The organism is Pseudomonas sp. MYb185 (genome assembly GCF_002979975.1).
Lineage (GTDB): Bacteria > Pseudomonadota > Gammaproteobacteria > Pseudomonadales > Pseudomonadaceae > Halopseudomonas.
Genome location: NZ_PCQD01000005.1, coordinates 403,888 through 420,432 on the forward strand (window position 1 = coordinate 403,888; position 16,545 = coordinate 420,432).

The 16,545-nt window shown below is 61.9% G+C and carries 15 protein-coding genes and 3 pseudogenes; 14 read left to right on the forward strand and 4 right to left on the reverse strand.

Going from position 1 to position 16,545, the window contains the following annotated elements; genetic code table 11:
- Positions 1 to 108: 108 nt before the first annotated feature.
- From CQ007_RS19390 to CQ007_RS10710, 11 genes and pseudogenes are all read left to right on the forward strand, one after another.
- Positions 109 to 234: pseudogene (locus CQ007_RS19390) on the forward strand (HAMP domain-containing protein); the annotation flags it as partial.
- 339 nt (positions 235 to 573) lie between these two features.
- Positions 574 to 1,101 (forward strand): annotated as a pseudogene (locus tag CQ007_RS19395) (methyl-accepting chemotaxis protein); the annotation flags it as partial.
- A gap of 84 nt (positions 1,102 to 1,185) precedes the next feature.
- Positions 1,186 to 1,731, forward strand: coding sequence for a hypothetical protein (locus CQ007_RS10670; RefSeq protein ID WP_105645801.1), 546 nt, complete (start codon positions 1,186 to 1,188; stop codon positions 1,729 to 1,731).
- Positions 1,731 to 2,069 (forward strand): transcriptional regulator, encoded by a 339-nt coding sequence (locus CQ007_RS10675; RefSeq protein ID WP_105645802.1) that lies wholly within the window; start codon positions 1,731 to 1,733, stop codon positions 2,067 to 2,069. The genes CQ007_RS10670 and CQ007_RS10675 overlap by 1 nt, the downstream gene beginning before the upstream one ends.
- Positions 2,070 to 2,113: 44 nt before the next feature.
- Entirely contained in the window at positions 2,114 to 2,989 is an 876-nt protein-coding gene (locus tag CQ007_RS10680) for a MotA/TolQ/ExbB proton channel family protein (protein ID WP_105645803.1), read from the forward strand.
- Position 2,990: 1 nt separating this feature from the next.
- The gene (gene exbD, locus CQ007_RS10685; RefSeq protein WP_105645804.1) at positions 2,991 to 3,425 is read left to right on the forward strand and encodes a TonB system transport protein ExbD; all 435 of its coding nucleotides are present in this window, start codon (positions 2,991 to 2,993) and stop codon (positions 3,423 to 3,425) included.
- Positions 3,425 to 4,141 carry a TonB C-terminal domain-containing protein gene (locus tag CQ007_RS10690; protein WP_105645805.1) on the forward strand — a complete coding sequence of 239 codons (717 nt, stop codon included), beginning with the start codon at positions 3,425 to 3,427 and terminating at the stop codon, positions 4,139 to 4,141. Before exbD ends, CQ007_RS10690 begins: the two co-directional genes overlap by 1 nt.
- A gap of 27 nt (positions 4,142 to 4,168) precedes the next feature.
- Positions 4,169 to 6,766, forward strand: coding sequence for a hypothetical protein (locus CQ007_RS10695; RefSeq protein WP_105645806.1), 2,598 nt, complete (start codon positions 4,169 to 4,171; stop codon positions 6,764 to 6,766).
- Between the two features lie 60 nt (positions 6,767 to 6,826).
- Positions 6,827 to 8,368 carry a phospholipase D family protein gene (locus CQ007_RS10700; protein WP_158256755.1) on the forward strand — a complete coding sequence of 514 codons (1,542 nt, stop codon included), beginning with the start codon at positions 6,827 to 6,829 and terminating at the stop codon, positions 8,366 to 8,368.
- Positions 8,369 to 8,429: 61 nt separating this feature from the next.
- A complete protein-coding gene (locus CQ007_RS10705) occupies positions 8,430 to 9,425 on the forward strand; it encodes a DUF4105 domain-containing protein (RefSeq protein ID WP_218278865.1) in 996 nt (331 codons plus the stop codon).
- Between the two features lie 77 nt (positions 9,426 to 9,502).
- Positions 9,503 to 10,219: a gamma-glutamyl-gamma-aminobutyrate hydrolase family protein gene (locus CQ007_RS10710; protein ID WP_105645808.1), complete on the forward strand. Its 717-nt coding sequence runs from the start codon at positions 9,503 to 9,505 to the stop codon at positions 10,217 to 10,219.
- 9 nt (positions 10,220 to 10,228) lie between these two features.
- Here CQ007_RS10710 and CQ007_RS10715 read toward each other — a convergent pair whose 3' ends face one another.
- A complete protein-coding gene (locus CQ007_RS10715; RefSeq protein WP_218278866.1) occupies positions 10,229 to 11,206 on the reverse strand; it encodes a hypothetical protein in 978 nt (325 codons plus the stop codon).
- 59 nt (positions 11,207 to 11,265) lie between these two features.
- Between CQ007_RS10715 and arfB the strand changes: the two genes are divergently transcribed.
- Positions 11,266 to 11,679 (forward strand): alternative ribosome rescue aminoacyl-tRNA hydrolase ArfB, encoded by a 414-nt coding sequence (gene arfB / locus CQ007_RS10720; RefSeq protein ID WP_105645809.1) that lies wholly within the window; start codon positions 11,266 to 11,268, stop codon positions 11,677 to 11,679.
- Between the two features lie 6 nt (positions 11,680 to 11,685).
- Here arfB and CQ007_RS10725 read toward each other — a convergent pair whose 3' ends face one another.
- Both CQ007_RS10725 and CQ007_RS10730 read right to left on the reverse strand, forming a co-directional pair.
- Complete coding sequence (locus tag CQ007_RS10725; RefSeq protein WP_105645810.1) at positions 11,686 to 12,540, reverse strand: PA4780 family RIO1-like protein kinase; 855 nt, start codon at positions 12,538 to 12,540, stop codon at positions 11,686 to 11,688.
- Positions 12,541 to 12,601: 61 nt separating this feature from the next.
- Positions 12,602 to 13,819, reverse strand: a complete 1,218-nt coding sequence (locus CQ007_RS10730) for a serine hydrolase (protein WP_105645811.1) — start codon at positions 13,817 to 13,819, stop codon at positions 12,602 to 12,604.
- Between the two features lie 174 nt (positions 13,820 to 13,993).
- Here CQ007_RS10730 and CQ007_RS10735 point away from each other — a divergent pair, with 174 nt between their 5' ends.
- Positions 13,994 to 14,371, forward strand: a complete 378-nt coding sequence (locus CQ007_RS10735) for a YkgJ family cysteine cluster protein (protein ID WP_105645812.1) — start codon at positions 13,994 to 13,996, stop codon at positions 14,369 to 14,371.
- A 101-nt stretch (positions 14,372 to 14,472) separates the two neighbouring features.
- Here CQ007_RS10735 and CQ007_RS10740 read toward each other — a convergent pair whose 3' ends face one another.
- On the reverse strand, positions 14,473 to 16,137 hold the full coding sequence (locus CQ007_RS10740) for an electron transfer flavoprotein-ubiquinone oxidoreductase (protein ID WP_105645813.1): 1,665 nt from the start codon (positions 16,135 to 16,137) through the stop codon (positions 14,473 to 14,475).
- A 301-nt stretch (positions 16,138 to 16,438) separates the two neighbouring features.
- Here CQ007_RS10740 and CQ007_RS10745 point away from each other — a divergent pair.
- Positions 16,439 to 16,545: pseudogene (locus CQ007_RS10745) on the forward strand (electron transfer flavoprotein subunit beta/FixA family protein); the annotation flags it as partial.

The window sequence follows — 16,545 nt, forward strand, 5'->3', positions numbered from 1 at the left end:
AGCTACGGGGCGGTCGGGGCCATGCGCAGCGAGATCGTGCTGAGCATCGTACTGGCGGTGGTGATCATGGGCCTGTTGGCCGCGCTGGCCTCCTGGCTGCTGACACGGATGGTGGCCAACCCGCTGGGGCGGCTGTCGGCTTCGATCATTGAGATCGTGCACCAGCGTGACATGACCCGTCGCATGCCCGATCGGGGCAATGACGAGATCGGCAGCATTTCCCTGGCCCTCAACCAGTTGTTCGAGACCTTTGCCGGCCTGATCGCCCGTATCCGTTCCACTTCGGAGCAGACCGCTGACGCCGCCACACGCAATGTCAGCACCAGCCAGGACTGCCGGGATGTGGCGTTGCATCAGCGCCAGGCGCTGACCGAACTGGATGTCGAGTCCAGTGCCCTGCAGGAGTCGATTGGCGAGGTGGCACGGCTGGTGGGTGAGTCCGCCAGCCAGGCGCGTCAGGCAGACCAGAGTGCGGAGCAGGGGCATGATTCGGTCTCGAAGGTAAGTCGCATGATCCACCAGCTGGCGGGGGAAGTGGCCAACTCCTGCGACAGCATGCAGGAGCTGCAACAGGCTGCCGGGGATATTGTCTCGGTGCTGGATACCATCGAGGGAATCGCCGAGCAGACCAACCTGCTGGCTCTCAATGCCGCTATCGAAGCGGCCCGTGCCGGCGACCAGGGGCGCGGCTTCGCGGTGGTGGCCGACGAGGTCAGACGCCTGTCACGCAGCACCCAGGATGCCACCGGGCAGATCCAGACGATGCTGGACCGGCTGCGCAGCACTGTTAGCGACGCGGCGCTGGGGCTGGCCCAGGAGCAGGAAACCGCGGCGCAGTGCCTGCAGGGCGCCTCCCAGGCGGAGCAACTGCTGGTGGCGATACGCGACCAGGTGGCGGATATCACCCGCGCCAGCGGCGCGATCGACAGTGCCATTCTGGAAGAAAGCAGGCGGGCCCAACGCATGGGCGAGAAGCTCGCCGGCATTCATGTGCAGGCGCAGAATACCGCCGAAGCGATGACGGAGCTGACCGCCAACGCCCGGGCCCAGGAAGAGCTGGCGCTCCAGGTGCAGCAGGCTTCGGCGGAATTCAAGGTCTGAGCGGAAAGGGCGTGAGACAACTATTGATTTTGTACTCTCTGCCAGATAGAGTGCTTTGTATCAGAAAAACAAGAGAAGCATTCCATGCAGCCAACCGCCGAAGAGGCCGCCCAAGCCCTGCGTGACATAGCGCGGGTCAAGCATCGGGCCGCCGGCTTTCAGGACTACCGGGCCGAGTCCGGCCAACTGATTCTCTGGGGCCTGGCCTATGTGGCCGGTTTCGCTCTTACCGCCTGTTTTCGCGATCATATTCTGCCGATCTGGATCATCGTCATCCTCGCCGCGATGACCATGGGTATCCGTCTGGCCCGCCGCTCGGGTGCCGGATCTGCGGTGGCCTGGCGCTATATCGGGGTCATTGGCACCATCATTTTGTTCAGCCTGGCGCTGAACCTGGTTTTCTGGCCACTCACTCCCGAGCAGGGCGCCATGCTGGCACCGATGCTCCTGGCCGCGCTGTATATCCTCCGCGGTATTCAGCTGCGTCCGCGCTACACCCTCATCGGACTGATGCTGGGCACGCTGTGCATGTTCGGCTACCTGTTTCTGTTGCCGGTATTCTGGGCATGGATGGCGCTGGCCTGCGGCGGAACCCTGATTCTGTCAGGCCTCTGGCTCAGGGGCCGATAATGCAGACCCCCGACGAGATCATCCATCAGCCGGTACGACTGAAGATCATGGCCGCGCTCAACACCCTCGAAACTGGGCAGTGGCTCGAGTTCGTTGCCTTGCGCTCCATCGTACAGGCCACCGATGGCAATCTTGGCGCCCACCTGGCGACGCTGGAAACGGCTGGCTATGTGCTGCTGAAGAAGGATTTCGCCGCGCGCAAGCCGCGCACTCGCGCCTGCCTGAGCCGCGCAGGCCGCGAGGCTTTCAATCGCTATGTCATTGCTCTACAGGCGATTCTCATGCCGCAGAATGTCGATGCCGAAGCCTGGGAAAGTAAACGGGATAGCCACGAATAACCGACAGACACTCAAATCTACAAAAACAATAAGAAGGAAACTCCATGAAAATCGATACCCTCCCATCCCGGCTCGGCCGCTGGCAGACAGTGCTGCGTCTACTCAGCCTGTTGGCGGTGCTGGCGGTTGGTGCACTGGTTGGCGGCCTGGTCCTGGCCCAGGCCGAGGCCGAACCGCCAGTCGAACAACAGATTCCCGCGCAGCAACTGCCTGCTGACAGCAGCGTACTCATGAGCGCGCCGGTGGGCGAGCGTTTCGGGGTACGTGAGATGTTCATCCAGGCCGACCTGGTGGTGAAGTCGGTGATGATATTCCTGCTGTTCTGTTCACTGCTGACCTGGGCCATCCTGTTCGATAAGCTGTTGACCTTCGCTGGCGCCAGACGCCGCAACAACCAGTTCCTGCATCTTTTCCGTACCGGCGACGCGGCGCAACTCGATGAGCAGGCCAGTCGCAGCGCTATCGGCCGCATGTGGCTGGCGGCGCAGGCGGAATTGCGCCACTTCGGTCAGCACCGTGGTAGCCAGGCCAGTGCCGATCAGATCAACCGGCTGCTGCAGCGCATGGCGTTGACCGCGAGCATAGTGCAGGAGCGGGACCTGGCTCGTCTGGGCGGCATGATGGGGGTTCTGGCGACCATAGGTGCAACCGCGCCCTTCATCGGCCTGTTCGGCACCGTCTGGGGCATCCTCAACAGCTTCGCCGGTATCGCCACCATGAAAAGCGCCAGTCTTGCGGTGGTTGCGCCGGGGATTGCCGAAGCGCTGCTGGCCACGGCGCTGGGGCTGTTCGCAGCGATTCCGGCGGTGATGATCTTCAACAAGTTCGCCCGTGATATCAACGGTTTCGTCGGTGCTCTCGACAACTTCTCCGCCGAGCTGCTGGCTTCGGTTTCCCGTCAGTTGGACGAGGCGCAGTGATATGGGTATCCAACTGGATTCCGGGCCGACGGTAAAACGGCATAACTATCAGCAGAACGCCGAGATCAATATCACCCCCTTCGTCGATGTGATCCTGGTATTGCTGATCATCTTCATGGTGGCCGCGCCTCTGGCAACGGTGGATGTACCGGTCGATCTGCCGAGCAACGCCTCGACACCCGCGCCGCCGCCAACCGAGCCGGTGTATATCAGCGTGCAGACCGACGGCAGCATCTTCGTGCAGGAGCAGGCCGTGCCGCTGGCGCAGCTGGCCGCATCGACCCACGGGGTAACGGCGGGGCAACTGGAAACCCGGCTGTTTCTGCGCGGTGACCGCACGGTGGAATATGGCACCCTGATGCAAGTGATGAATGTACTGCAGAAGGCCGGCTACTCGCGGATCAGCCTGGTCGCTACCGAAGAGCTGGAGTTCTGATGAGTAGCGCCAGTGAATCCCGGCCATGGAACTGGCTGGTGCGCTTGCTGGTCGTCGGTGTGTCGGTGGCGTTGCACGCGGCGCTGGTGGTATGGCTGATGAGCAGTCATTTCAGCCACCCGCAGGTGCCATTGCCAGAGGCGGTGGCTGTCGAACTGGTGGAGCTGCCAGCGGTGCCGGAACCTGATCCTGAGCCTGAGCCGGAACCAGAGCCGGAACCCATTTCCGAACCTGAGCCGGAACCCGTTCCCAAGCCACAGCCTGTGCCACCCAAGCCGGTGCAGCGGGCAGCGCCGGCAAAACCCGCAGGCCCACCCGCGTATGCATTCGGTGACAACCAGGACTGGGCACCACCGCCCACACCTTCGGCATCGAACCCGACAGCCACCCGCGGCCGGCCGGTGCCATCAGCCTATGCCGACACGGTGAAGAACCGGGTTACCGCCAACCTGAGGCGTCCCGAAGGCTCGGTGTACAAGCCGCCGCCGGGATACAAGGGCGATCCGAATGACTTCAAGCGCCAGTGCTATATCCCCTACGAAATCACCGTGGATGCGGCTGGCCACATGCTGCATTACACCATCGACCGTTGCGGTGATGAGCTGCTGGATGCCGCCGCCGAGCAGGCGGTGCGCAGCGCCGGGCCATTTCCGCCGCCGCCCAATCAGGGTGCCGAGCAATACATCATCTACGGCACGGCGATATTCATCAAATAACACCGCTCCAGGAAAGGACAGAACACTATGCCGGTAAACGCACTTTTCTCTTCTGCTCTGCTGGTTGCTGTCGTGCTGCTCGGCGGCTGTGCGGCGCCGGTGCCACCGAAGCCGCCCATCGACACCACCCCCAAGGCCCGTCAACCGCTGCCGCAGACACGCGCCAGCTTCGACTGCAATGGCGCCTTGCCGGCGGTGCACCGGCAGATCTGTGCCGATGAGACCCTGGCCCGGCTGGACAAGGAATTGATAGCCCAGCAGCATCGCCTGCAGCAGGAGGTGGACCCGGTCGGACGCCTGTTGCTGGCAGCCAATCATCGGCAATGGCTGCTGAGTCGGGGTGAACTGTGTCGCGTCCCCGACGGGCCTGATGCGCAGGCCCAGGCCTGTCTGATGGCGCTCTACCGTCAGCGCAGCCGTGAGCTGAACGAGTGGAAAATACCGCCGATGACAGGCAGCGGCCCGCATGCACTGGCCAGCTATGCCGAGTACCGGCTGGCGGACAACCGTGCCCCCGGACTCTGCGAGCCACTGGGGCAGGAGTTGAACCGGGATCTGCGCAGCAATGGCCTGCCGTCACCGGCCCGCCTGTCCGGCGTGAGCATGCTCGCAGGTAGCCATGCGCCCACGGCGCAAGCCCGCGTGAATGGACGCCAGGTAATGGTGGAACTCTACAACCCCGGCTTGTATGCCGGTTACCAGATTCGCGCCCGGGGCTTGAGTATCGAAGGCCAACCGTTACTGGACGACGCCACCTTGCCGTACTGGATAGCCGAGCAGCCGAACTACGGCGGGCGTGCCCATGCCGCCTCATCGCAGACCGGTGATTATGGTTCGATCGATGTCTTCCAGCGTGCCGGGCGCCACCTTGTGCTGGTCAACGAGACCTGGGGGTTCCATTCTCCGGCAGCGCGGGGCGAGTCAGCCTATGCCGGTCTCTACGAGTTGACCGACACCACCCTGCAGCCGCGGTGTCTGTATCAGACCTACCTGACGCCGCCGCGCACCAATACCCTGGCCGGACTCGCCATCTATGCACAGTTGCAGGCTGAACTTGATGATATCGTCGGCGGCCCGTTGCCGGGCATGGCCCAGCATGAGCGGCGCGACAGCTTCCAGGAGTGGAAGGAGCAGCAGTGGACACTGCTCAACCTGCCGCTGCTCGGCGTCGATGCACTGGCCCGGCATGCTCATGAGAATACATTGCGACAGCGGCATGATCGGGCGCTGGAGGGGCTGTTCGACTGGTCCGAGCGTAACCTGAACAACAAACAGGCCTATCGCCGAGTGTTGCCAATGCTGCAACCCGCTCGGCAAGAGCTGCATCAACTGTTTATCGGCCAGGGGCTGGAACAGGAAGAGGCGGATACCGCGGCCGACCTGCTGCTGCATGCCACCCTCGCGCGGGCGGTGGAAAGCCTGGCTGCGCCGACCCAGCCGGTGCCGCTGCCGACGCCGCCCCCGACAAGCTGGCAACCGCGTTATGCCATTGCCCCGGCGCCGGGAGATATCGAGCGTGGGCGTCAGTTCTCCACCCTGCACAGTGTACTGCTCAACAACGCCCCGGCCCACGTGGTGGCGGATTTTATCGCATATGAAACCGAGACCCGTGGCGGGCAGTGGGGACGTGGCCCGGACGACAACCCGGCTGCTGCCGCAGCGGTGATGCTCCCCGCCAATTTGCGGTTGCTGCTCGAGGCCGGCATCGATCCCGAACAGGGTAACCGATGGGACAAGACCGCGCTGATGAGCGCGGCTGAGCACAACCAGGCGCAGAGCGTAGGTTTGCTGCTGCAGCACGGCGCCAATGTGCACCGGCGTACCCGCCAGTTGATGAACACCGGGATCGGCGGGCCGGAACGCCGTGAGGCGGAGCAGGGCAGGCAGACTGCGTTGCTGCTGGCAGCCGGTCACGCCGGGGCTGAAGTGCTTCAGTTGCTGATTGATGCCGGCGCCGCGCGTCAGGCATGGGAGGGCTATGATCGCCAGGTGTGTCAAGCCCTGCAAGACAACATCCAGCTGGCGGATACCGAACGCGAACGGCTGCAGGGGCCGCTGTGTGGCAGCTATGCGGCGCTGCCTGTGGCCGAGCGTGTGCAACTGGATGTGCGTCGTGGCGATGTGCTGCCGTATCGACTCGATGGCGTGGAGTACCGCATCAGCCTGCTGCAGCGGCCAGCCACACTGCTGTTCGGTCGTTCACTGGATTCCACGCCGGAGAAACTGGAGCGGGAGGTTCACGCCCTGGCCGTCAAAGCGGGTACCGCTGCCGTGCGCCGAGGGCATCTGCAACTGACCGGTCCGCTGACCCTGTATGCAGCGGACCTTACCGCAAATTCCACCACGACGTTGCAATTGCATGTCGGCTACCCGGTGTCCAGTGGTGCCGGGCATGTCGCCGGGTACACTGTGCTCAATCAACCCTCAGCGCAGGTCCTCAGCGTCCGTTTCGATCGCGAGCGCAACGACAGTACCGGCACCTGGCGTGCGCTGCTGGCTGCAGCGCGCGAACAGGGACTGGCACCGACCAACCAGGGGTTCATCGTGCTGCATACCCGCGATGGCCAGACTACCGAGTACCAGTTGGTGGTGACTGACCGCCCGCAGGAGAAGGAACCCGGCTAACGCCTTCAGCCAACCGGCTGCTAGACTTGCGCTGTTGGCAAATCGAGGATGGCAGGCAGGGTGAAGACAGCTTTCTGGAAGGCACTATGGTTGGTCTGGCTACTGGTGACCCTGGCCGGTTGTGCCAGCTCGTTGCCGATGCAGAACCTGCCGCCCAGCCATGCGGTGGCACCCAACCTGGACTCGGAGATCGGTCGCTATGTGCGCGACCATCAGCCGGAGGACAGTGCCGGCCTCTCCGGCTTCACGCTGGTGCAGACCGGTACCGACGCCCTGGCCGCGCGCTTGGCGATGATCGATCGGGCCGAGCGCAGCCTGGATCTGCAGTACTACATCTACCGCGGTGATGTGACCGGCGGGCTGATCGCCGAGCGCTTGCTCAGCGCCGCCGACCGCGGCGTACGGGTGCGCCTGTTGCTGGACGACATCGGCAGCGGCCTGCGTGACTTCGATGTGGCCACGCTGAATCACCACCCCAATATCCAGGTCAAGTTGTTCAATCCGGTCACCCTGCGCGGCAGGGTGCTGAAGTACTTCAGCAAGATCGGCGAGTTCGGCCGCATCAACTACCGCATGCACAACAAGCTGATGGTGGTCGACAGCCAGATGTTCATCACCGGCGGACGCAATATCGGCGATGAGTATTTCTCCCTCAGCGTCATGGACTTCCAGGATATCGATATCCTCGGCATGGGGCGCATCACCCGGGAGGTGGTGGGTAGTTTCGACGATTACTGGAATGCCAACGAGGCGGTGCCGGTCGAGAGCCTGTTCCGCCGCCCGGGCAAGCAGGCGGTGCTCAAGTTGCGCAAGCAACTGAGGGGGCTCAGGGAGCGTCACAATGGCGGTGCCTACCTGCAGGCGGTGGCCGAGTCGCCCTTTACCCGGGCGCTGCATGATGACCGCATCATCTGGCATTGGGGCGAGGCCGAGTGGCTGAGTGACCCGCCGACCAAGGCCGATCCGGGGCACGCGACCAATCAGGTTCCTATCCTGGCGCGCAAACTGGTCCGGCATGCCCGCGACAGCGAGCGGGAACTATTGCTGATGTCGGCCTATTTCATCCCCGGTTCCCGCGGTCAGGTGTTTTTACTGGATCTGGTGGATCACGGGGTGGATGTAGGGGTGTTGACCAATTCGCTGGCCACCACCGACGTGCTCGCTGTGCATAGCGGTTACGCCAGCTACCGCAAGCCACTGCTCAAGGGTGGTGTACGCCTGTGGGAGTTGCGCAAACAGGCCACGCATCAGGAGCGGACCAGCGCCTTTCTCGGGGAGTCCCAGGCCAGCCTGCATGCCAAGGCCTTTGTCTTCGACCGCGAGAAGGTCTTCGTCGGCTCGGTCAACCTCGATCCGCGCTCCATCGTGCTCAACACCGAGGCGGGGGTACTGGTGCACCAGCCCGCACTGGCAGAAACACTGGCCGGCCTGTTCAGCCACTGGACCTCGGCGGATTTCTCTTTCGAACTGACACTGGATGAAAACGACCAACTACGTTGGGAAACCGAGGGTCAAAGCTGGGACAGGGAGCCGCACGCCAGCCGCTTCCGCCGCGGAGCCGCCTGGTTTCTCGGCTGGCTACCGATAGAGGGGCAATTGTAGGCCCTGTACCTGTTTCCCGGCTTTGTCGTAGGATGGGCGAAACTCTTTTCACAGGACTCGCATGCTTCGAACCTCTCTGCTGTCCCTGGCCAGCATGATCATGATCCTGAGCAGTATATGGGCACTGCTCGCCCTGTGGTTCCAGGCCCCCGGCGGCATGTGGGGGCGTGTCGGCCTCGGCGGGCTGTGGCTGGTGTGCCTGTGTGGACTGTTGTACTGGCTCTGGTCCGGGGCGGCATGGTGGCATGGGGCGCTGGGTTACGTCGCGCTGTTCGCCCTGCTGGCGTGGTGGTGGGCGGGCATCAAGCCGAGCAACCAGCGGGACTGGGCCGATGACCTGACCCATATCACCACCGGCGAGCTGAATGCCAACCAGGTGAGGCTGCACAATGTGCGCAACTTCGACTGGCGCAGCCGGGAGGATTACGATATCCGCTGGGAAAGTCGTGAGTACGACCTGTCCCGCCTGCGGTCGGTGGACATGATCACCTCCAACTGGGGGCTGGCACCTGTCTCCCACGTGCTGGTGTCCTTCGGTTTCGACAACGGCGAGCAGGTGGCGTTCTCCGTGGAAATCCGCCGCGAGCGGCACGAGACGTTTTCCGAGCTGGGTGGCTTCTTCAAGCAGTTCGAGCTGAGTATCATCGCTGCCGATGAGCGCGATATAGTACGGGTGCGTAGCAATGTGCGCGAAGAGGAGCTGGAGCTGTACCGCATCAACCTCAGCCCGGCCGATGCCCGCGAGCTGTTTCGCTCCTTCGTCCTGCAGGCCAATGAGCTGGCCGAACACCCGCGCTTCTACCATACGGTCACCGGCAACTGCACTACCATAGTATTTTCGATGATGAAGCAAATCGTTGACGGCCTGCCGCTGGATTACCGGTTGTTGCTGACCGGCTATCTGCCGGCCTATGTCCATGAGGTGGGTGGCATGATGCCGGGCCTGCCGCTGGAGGAACTGCAGCGCCAGGGGCGGATCACCCAGCGGGCGCGTGATGCTGGTGATGATCCGGCTTTCTCGGTGCTGATCCGCCAGGGCGTGCCGGGCTGGGAGTGAGCCCCTGTTGCTGTACGGCATGGCTGTTGCATCCTGTTGTCCGGTTCCATGTGCGGATTCAATCAGTGAGGTGAGAAGTGAAGATCGGTATTTTGCAGTGTGATGATGTCAAGGACAGCCTGCAGGCTGCATACGGCAACTATCCGCAGATGTTTTCCGAGCTGTTGCTGGAGCTGTTGCCCGACTGCGAGTTGCCGATATACCGCGTGCTGGATGGTCAGTTGCCAGAGAGCCCCCGCGCCTGCGACGCCTGGCTGATCACCGGCAGCAAATTCGGAGTGAATGATGGTTTGCCCTGGATTGAGGCGCTGAGCGAATTTGTGTGCACTCTTTGGGAGCAGAAAATCCCGCTTATCGGTGTGTGCTTCGGCCATCAGTTGATGGCCCACGCCCTGGGTGGCGTGGTTCGGCAATCGGAGAAGGGCTGGGGTGTGGGCCTGTCGTTCAACCAGGTGATCGAGCGCAAGCCCTGGATGGAGCCTTTCCAGACCCAGCTGGATCTACTGGTCAGCCACCAGGATCAGGTGGTGATCCTGCCGCCGCAGGCCGAGGTGCTGGCCAGCAGCGAGTTCTGCCCTTATTACCTGATCCAGTACGGCGACTGCTTTCTCAGCGTGCAGGGCCACCCGGAGTTCTGCAAGGATTACTGCCGGGACCTGATGCAGATGCGCGGGCTGGCACTGCCACCGGCGCGTCTGCGGGCCGGCCTGGCCTCGCTCAGTGCCGAGGCGGACAGTGCCTTGATGATGCGCTGGATCGTGCGTTTCATGCAGCAGGCGCTGCCCGGCGAGTGAGGGCAGGCCTCAACGCCGGACTATATCGCCCTGGAAGAACATTTCCAGGCGCAGGGTAACGCCCCAGCGCGGATCGAAATCGGTATCGCGGTGAAAATGCAGTTCCGGGATCAGGTCCGCGTACAGAATGTTCCGGTGCACGTTGCGCCGATACAGGGTCTGCAGATAGTAGTCGTTGATCCTCGGATTGGAAGCGCTGCTGCCCACCACCACTGCGGCGTAGCGGATGACGCTGCGCCGCCCCAACACCTGGTGCAGCGCGGCGGTTTCGGAGAACTCCAGGGTATCTTCCTCTTCCTGCCACTGGACGTTGGTGACGAAGCGCAGATGCCGCACCTCGTCCAGCGGGCGGCCGAAGTCCCAGCGGGTGCGGGCGAAATAGCCATCGCTGTTGAACCAGGACACACGGTTCTCCGAAGCCAGCTGCCAGGGCCCGCTGCCCAGATCCCACAGACGCTCGGCGTCGAAACGCAGATAGGGGTCCAGCGGCAGACGGAACTTGACCCCGGCGCCGAACTTGGTATCCCAGTTGCGTGCCCAGTCCTTGCCGCTGAGCCGGCTCAGGCCGATGACCGTGTTGCCCGGGTCCCGGTCGTCGTTGCGCAGTCGCTGGGAGCCTTGCTCGGCCAGGGTGCCCTGGGTCTCCTCGGGATCGCTTTCGATGATCAGCCGCAGGCGTTCCTCGGTGGTCGGCAGGTCCAGCTTGAAACGGATGCCCGGATCAGCGCTGAAGCCTTCACCTTCCTCCCACTGGAGCTCCTGGCTGAGGCGGATATAGGACTTGTTGCTGGTGTTGAGGTGGTCATCGGTGCCGAAAAAGCCATCGATATTGCGCGAGGTGTTACTGACCCAGCGCGAGACCCGGTCATGGATGGGGGTGATGCGGTCGATGGTCCATTGCGACAGGTCGCTGTCATCGCTCGCCTCCTGGGCGCAGACATGGCAGGTCGTGACCAACAGGATTGCCGCCATTCCTTTGTTCATCATTTTTTTCTCCTGTACCCTTGCCCGCAGTATAGGCAGCAAAGCGTAGCGGAGGAGGAGAGGTGATCAAACTGTCGGCGTCGGTCGAGCTGGATGAGAACGAACTGGAGTTCACTGCCATCCGTGCCCAGGGAGCCGGCGGTCAGAACGTCAACAAGGTGTCCAGCGCCATCCATCTGCGTTTTGATATCCAGGCCTCGAGCCTGCCCGATTTCTACAAGGAGCGGCTGCTGCAATTCAAGGATCAGCGCATCAGCAAGGAGGGGATCGTGGTGATCAAGGCGCAACAGCATCGGACCCAGGAAAAGAATCGGGACGATGCCATTGCGCGACTGGTGCAACTGATCCAGGCGGCCACCGTGGTCGACAAGCCGCGGCGACCGACCAAAGCTACCAGAAGCTCGCAGAAGCGGCGTATGGACAGCAAGACCCAGCGCGGCAAGATCAAGGCGCTGCGCGGCCGGATCGAGGACTGACGGGCCTCATTCCTGGTTGGCTTGCTGGATGCGCTCCAGGCGTTCCTGTTCCTCGACCTGGGCGGCCTTGATCTCGGCCACCACCGCATCGACATCCGCGGCCTCGTCGCTGTCGGCGAATTGCCCGGTGAGCGGCGTGTCCGGGGTCAGGTTACCTTCCTCGTAGAGCGCCCACATCTCCTTGGCGTAGCGCGTGTCCAGTAGTTCGGGGGCGTACTGGCCATAGTAGAGTGACATATTGGCGACGTCCCGCTGCAGCATGGAGAAGGCGTTGTTGTTGGCGGCGGCATCCACCGCCTGAGGCAGGTCGATGATGACCGGCCCATGTTCATCGACCAGTACGTTGAATTCGGACAGGTCGCCATGCACCAGCCCTTCACAGAGCATGCGCTTGACGAATTCCATGACCAGGGCGTGATCCTCGATGGCCTGCTCGGCGGACATGGAAACATCATTCAGGCGCGGTGCAACCAGGCCCTGCTCATCGGTGACCAGTTCCATCAGCAGCACACCATCAAAACAGCCATAGGGCACCGGCACGCGGACGCCGGCCGCTGCGAGCCGGTAGAGCGCATCCACCTCGGCGTTCTGCCAGATGTTTTCCTGCTGCTCACGACCGAACCGCGAGCCTTTTTCCATGGCACGTGCTCGGCGGGTGTTGCGTACCTTGCGACCTTCCTGATACAGCGCTGCCTGCTTGAAACTGCGCTTGTCGGCTTCCTTGTATACCTTGGCGCAGCGGATCTCATTACCACAGCGCACAACATACACGGCGGCTTCCTTGCCACTCATCAATGGGCGGATGACTTCGTCGACCAGTCCATCGTCGACCAAGGGTTGTATTCTCGGGGGTATCTTCATTGCGCCGTTATACGCTGATCGGGGCTTTTTATCAGCCCCTCGGAGCGCTTTCCTCTGAAAATCAATCAACCAGGGCTGCGTTGACCAGCGCCCGCAACTCCTGACGGACCTGATAACTGGAGGAAGGAATCAACTGGGTCATGAAAATCACGATCAGATCCTCCACTGGATCGATGAAGAAGGTCGTTCCAGCCATGCCTCCCCAACCGTACTCCCCAGGTGAGCCGATGGTCTGGGACTTGGCTATGTCGGTTTTTACCGCAAAGCCCAGGCCGAAACCGGAGCCCTCGTAGGGCGTCTCGCTGAAGCCGCCGGTGGAGACCGAGGGCAGGTCGGTATTGCCCGGCAGATGGTTGAGACGCATGAACTCGAGGGTCTTGCGACCGATGATGCGCGCGCCATCCAGTTCACCACCCCGGGCCAGGGCCTGGGCGAAGCGGTAGTAGTCACCGATGCTGGAAACCAGCCCACCGCCTCCGGACAGGTAACCATGGCGTCTGGAAAAGTGGGATGACTGGGGATCATCCTGCAGGCTGAAGCTGTCTCCGTCCTGGTACTGATAGCAGGCCGCAAAGCGTGACAGCTTGCTGGCGGGCACGGTAAAGAAACTGTCCTGCATGCCCAGCGGCTGGAAGACATGCTCGGTGAAATAGTCATCCAGCGGCTTGCCGGATAGCAGCTGGACCAGGTAACCGCACACATCCGTTGCCAGGGAATAGTTCCAGGCGCTGCCCGGCGAGAACTCCAGGGGCAGACGGGACAGCTCATCTATCAGGCTCTCCAGCGTCAGGCCTGAATGACCGTCCAGTTGCCGTTCGCGGTAGGCGGCGTCCACATTGGTACGACAGGAAAATCCATAGCTCAAGCCGGCCTGGTGGGTCAGCAGGTCGCGAATGGTCATCGGTCGCGCCGCCGGGGTGGTGACGAACTGCGGGTAGACGCCCGATTTGTATACCTGCAGGTTGCGCCAGGACGGGATGTACTTGTGTACCGGGTCGTCGAGCAGAAAGCGTCCCTGTTCATACAGCTGCATCAGGGCAATGGAAGTGATTGGTTTGGTCATCGAGTAGATGCGGAACAGGGTGTCGGTCGTGGCTGGTTGGGCGCGCTCGACATCCATCAACCCCTGGGCCTGCTGCCAGACCACCTGACCGTGACGTGCCACCAGGGTGACAGCGCAGGGCAGTTTGCCGGGCGCCAGATACTTCCGGTCCATATGCTCGGCAATGCGGTTCAGTCGTTGCAGGTCCATGCCGGCGATAATGGGGGAATCAGACATCAGGCTCTCCAAGGGGGTAGGCGGTACACGAGAGGGATAGTAACGCGAAAGCGCCAGGGGAGGGCAAGCATGCAGGACGGTGCGGGTGGACACTTTTTTTCATTCGACTACTTGTGGAAAGGGGGGCAACAGGCGTAAAAATCGTTCGCAAAGCTGAATGAGGATGGCCATGCGATGAGTGAGTTTTCCCCCTGTCTGGATTGCGGTGCCTGTTGTTCGACCTTCAGGGTTTCCTTCTATTGGGGGGAAACGGATGACGTGCCCGGAGGGCTGGTACCCCAGCGCCTGACGGAGCAGGTTACGCCCCACCTCAGCTGTATGCAGGGCACCAACCAGCCCCAGCCCCGTTGTGTCGCGCTGATGGGCCAGGTGGGTGATGCGGTGCGTTGCAGCATCTATGAAAAGCGCTCCAGTACCTGCCGCGAGTTCCCGTATCACGGTGAGAACGGCCAGGACAGCCCCGACTGCCAGCGTGCTCGCGCCTTGCATGGCCTGCCGCCGCTGCCATCCAATCCCCGTGGGCCGGGACAGGAGCCGCCCGTCGCTGCCTGAGCCGCTATTGCCCCGGCACGATAGCCAAATAACAGACAAACGCAAAAAAAGCCCCGGCAGATCGCTCTGCCGGGGCTTTTCGGTTGCGCAGCGCGCCGAACTTACATGTTGGGGTAGTTCGGGCCGCCGGTGCCTTCCGGAGCTACCCAGTTGATGTTCTGGGCCGGGTCCTTGATGTCGCAGGTCTTGCAGTGTACGCAGTTCTGGGCGTTGATCTGGAAGCGTTTGCTGCCGTCGTCGTTGCTCACCACCTCGTATACGCCAGCCGGGCAGTAACGCTGGGCCGGCTCATCATACAACGGCAGGTTCTGTTCGATCGGAATGCTCGGGTCCTTCAACTGCAGGTGGACCGGCTGGTCTTCCTCATGGTTGGTATTGGACAGGAACACCGAGGACAGCTTGTCGAAGCTGATCACGCCATCGGGCTTCGGATAGGCGATCTTGGGAGCTTCGGATGCCTTCTTCAACTGGGCATGATCCGGCTTGTTGTCATGCAGGGTGACCGGGATCTTGCCGCCGAACCAGTTCTGGTCGATATAGTTGAATGCACCGCCGCACAGGGCGCCGAACTTGTGGATTGCCGGGCCGAAGTTGCGCGAGCGGAACAGCTCGTCATACAACCAGCTGGACTTGAAGCTGTCCACGTAGCCGGTCAGCTCATCGCCACCTTCACGGCCGGCTTTCAGCGCTTCGACTACCGCATCAGCGGCAAGCATGCCGGATTTCATGGCTGTGTGGCTGCCCTTGATCTTGGCGAAGTTCAGGGTGCCCAGGTCGCAACCGATCAGTGCACCACCGGGGAATACCATCTTCGGCAGCGAATTCAGGCCGCCCTTGCAGATGGCGCGCGCACCGTAGGAAACACGCTTGCCGCCTTCCAGGTACTGCTTGATCACCGGGTGATGCTTGTAACGCTGGAACTCATCGAACGGCGACAGGTGCGGGTTGCTGTAGGACAGGTCGACGATCAGACCCACCACAACCTGGTTGTTCTCGATGTGATAAAGGAAGGAGCCACCGGTATTCTGGTTGCCGGTGATATCCAGCGGCCAGCCGGCAGTGTGTACCACCAGGCCCTGCTCGTGCTTGGCCGGATCGACGTCCCAGATTTCCTTGATGCCGATGCCGTAGTGCTGGGCGTCGGCTTCGGAAGCCAGGTCGTAGCGCTTGATCAACTGCTTGCCGATATGACCGCGGCAGCCTTCGGCAAACAGGGTGTACTTGGCGCGCAGCTCCATGCCAGGGGTATAGAAACCTTCCTTCGGGTTGCCTTCACGGTCGACACCCAGGTCGCCGGTCAGAATCCCTCGGACCACACCATTCTCATCGATCAGCGCTTCCTGGGCGGCGAAGCCGGGGTAGACTTCCACGCCCAGGTTCTCTGCCTGCTGGGCCAGCCAGCGGCACAGGTTGCCCAGGGAGATGATGTAGTTGCCTTCGTTGTGCATGGTTTTCGGCACGAAGAGGTCAGGCAGTTTGGTGGACTTTTCTTCGCTGGTCAGCATATAGATGTCGTCACGCTTGACCGGCGTGTTCAGCGGAGCGCCAAGCTCTTTCCAGTCGGGAAACAGCTCCTCCAGGGCGCGGGGCTCGAACACCGCACCGGACAGAATGTGGGCACCGACTTCGGAGCCTTTTTCCACGACACAGACGCTGATCTCTTGACCAGCGTCGGCTGCTTGCTGTTTGATGCGGCAGGCGGCGGACAGGCCGGCCGGGCCCGCCCCCACGATGACAACATCAAACTCCATGAATTCGCGTTCCACTATTTTTATCTCCTAACTCTTAGGCCGAATCGAAAATCGCTTTGTCTAGAGATCTTCCGTGATCGATACATAACGGCGCATTATATCAATCATGCCTCGTCACACCAGTGTAAAGATGTAAAGCTTCGGGTTTTTTCAATGCGACTTTTGCAGCATGACTATTGACCCGCCAGGGGAGCCTCGGCATGATAGGGCGCTTGCCGAAAAGCGTTTCCTGGTCCTTTAATGACTGTAAATGATGTTTTGGTCATAATTCAAGACGGGCTTCGCCTGCAGTTACGCGAAAAATTACGAGGTAACCATGAAGGTATTAGTAGCGGTCAAACGAGTCGTTGACTACAACGTCAAGGTTCGCGTCAAGGCGGACAACAGCGGTGTCGACCTCGCCAACGTCAAGATGTCCATGAA

What these genes read in the sequence shown, in the direction of transcription:
- CQ007_RS10670 (WP_105645801.1), top strand. Translation starts at nt 1,186, where the DNA reads ATGCAGCCAACCGCCGAAGAGGCCGCCCAAGCCCTGCGTGACATAGCG.
- CQ007_RS10675 (WP_105645802.1), top strand. Translation starts at nt 1,731, where the DNA reads ATGCAGACCCCCGACGAGATCATCCATCAGCCGGTACGACTGAAGATC.
- CQ007_RS10680 (WP_105645803.1), top strand. Translation starts at nt 2,114, where the DNA reads ATGAAAATCGATACCCTCCCATCCCGGCTCGGCCGCTGGCAGACAGTG.
- exbD (WP_105645804.1), top strand. Translation starts at nt 2,991, where the DNA reads ATGGGTATCCAACTGGATTCCGGGCCGACGGTAAAACGGCATAACTAT.
- CQ007_RS10690 (WP_105645805.1), top strand. Translation starts at nt 3,425, where the DNA reads ATGAGTAGCGCCAGTGAATCCCGGCCATGGAACTGGCTGGTGCGCTTG.
- CQ007_RS10695 (WP_105645806.1), top strand. Translation starts at nt 4,169, where the DNA reads ATGCCGGTAAACGCACTTTTCTCTTCTGCTCTGCTGGTTGCTGTCGTG.
- CQ007_RS10705 (WP_218278865.1), top strand. Translation starts at nt 8,430, where the DNA reads ATGCTTCGAACCTCTCTGCTGTCCCTGGCCAGCATGATCATGATCCTG.
- CQ007_RS10715 (WP_218278866.1), bottom strand. Translation starts at nt 11,206, where the DNA reads ATGATGAACAAAGGAATGGCGGCAATCCTGTTGGTCACGACCTGCCAT.
- CQ007_RS10725 (WP_105645810.1), bottom strand. Translation starts at nt 12,540, where the DNA reads ATGAAGATACCCCCGAGAATACAACCCTTGGTCGACGATGGACTGGTC.
- CQ007_RS10730 (WP_105645811.1), bottom strand. Translation starts at nt 13,819, where the DNA reads ATGTCTGATTCCCCCATTATCGCCGGCATGGACCTGCAACGACTGAAC.
- CQ007_RS10735 (WP_105645812.1), top strand. Translation starts at nt 13,994, where the DNA reads ATGAGTGAGTTTTCCCCCTGTCTGGATTGCGGTGCCTGTTGTTCGACC.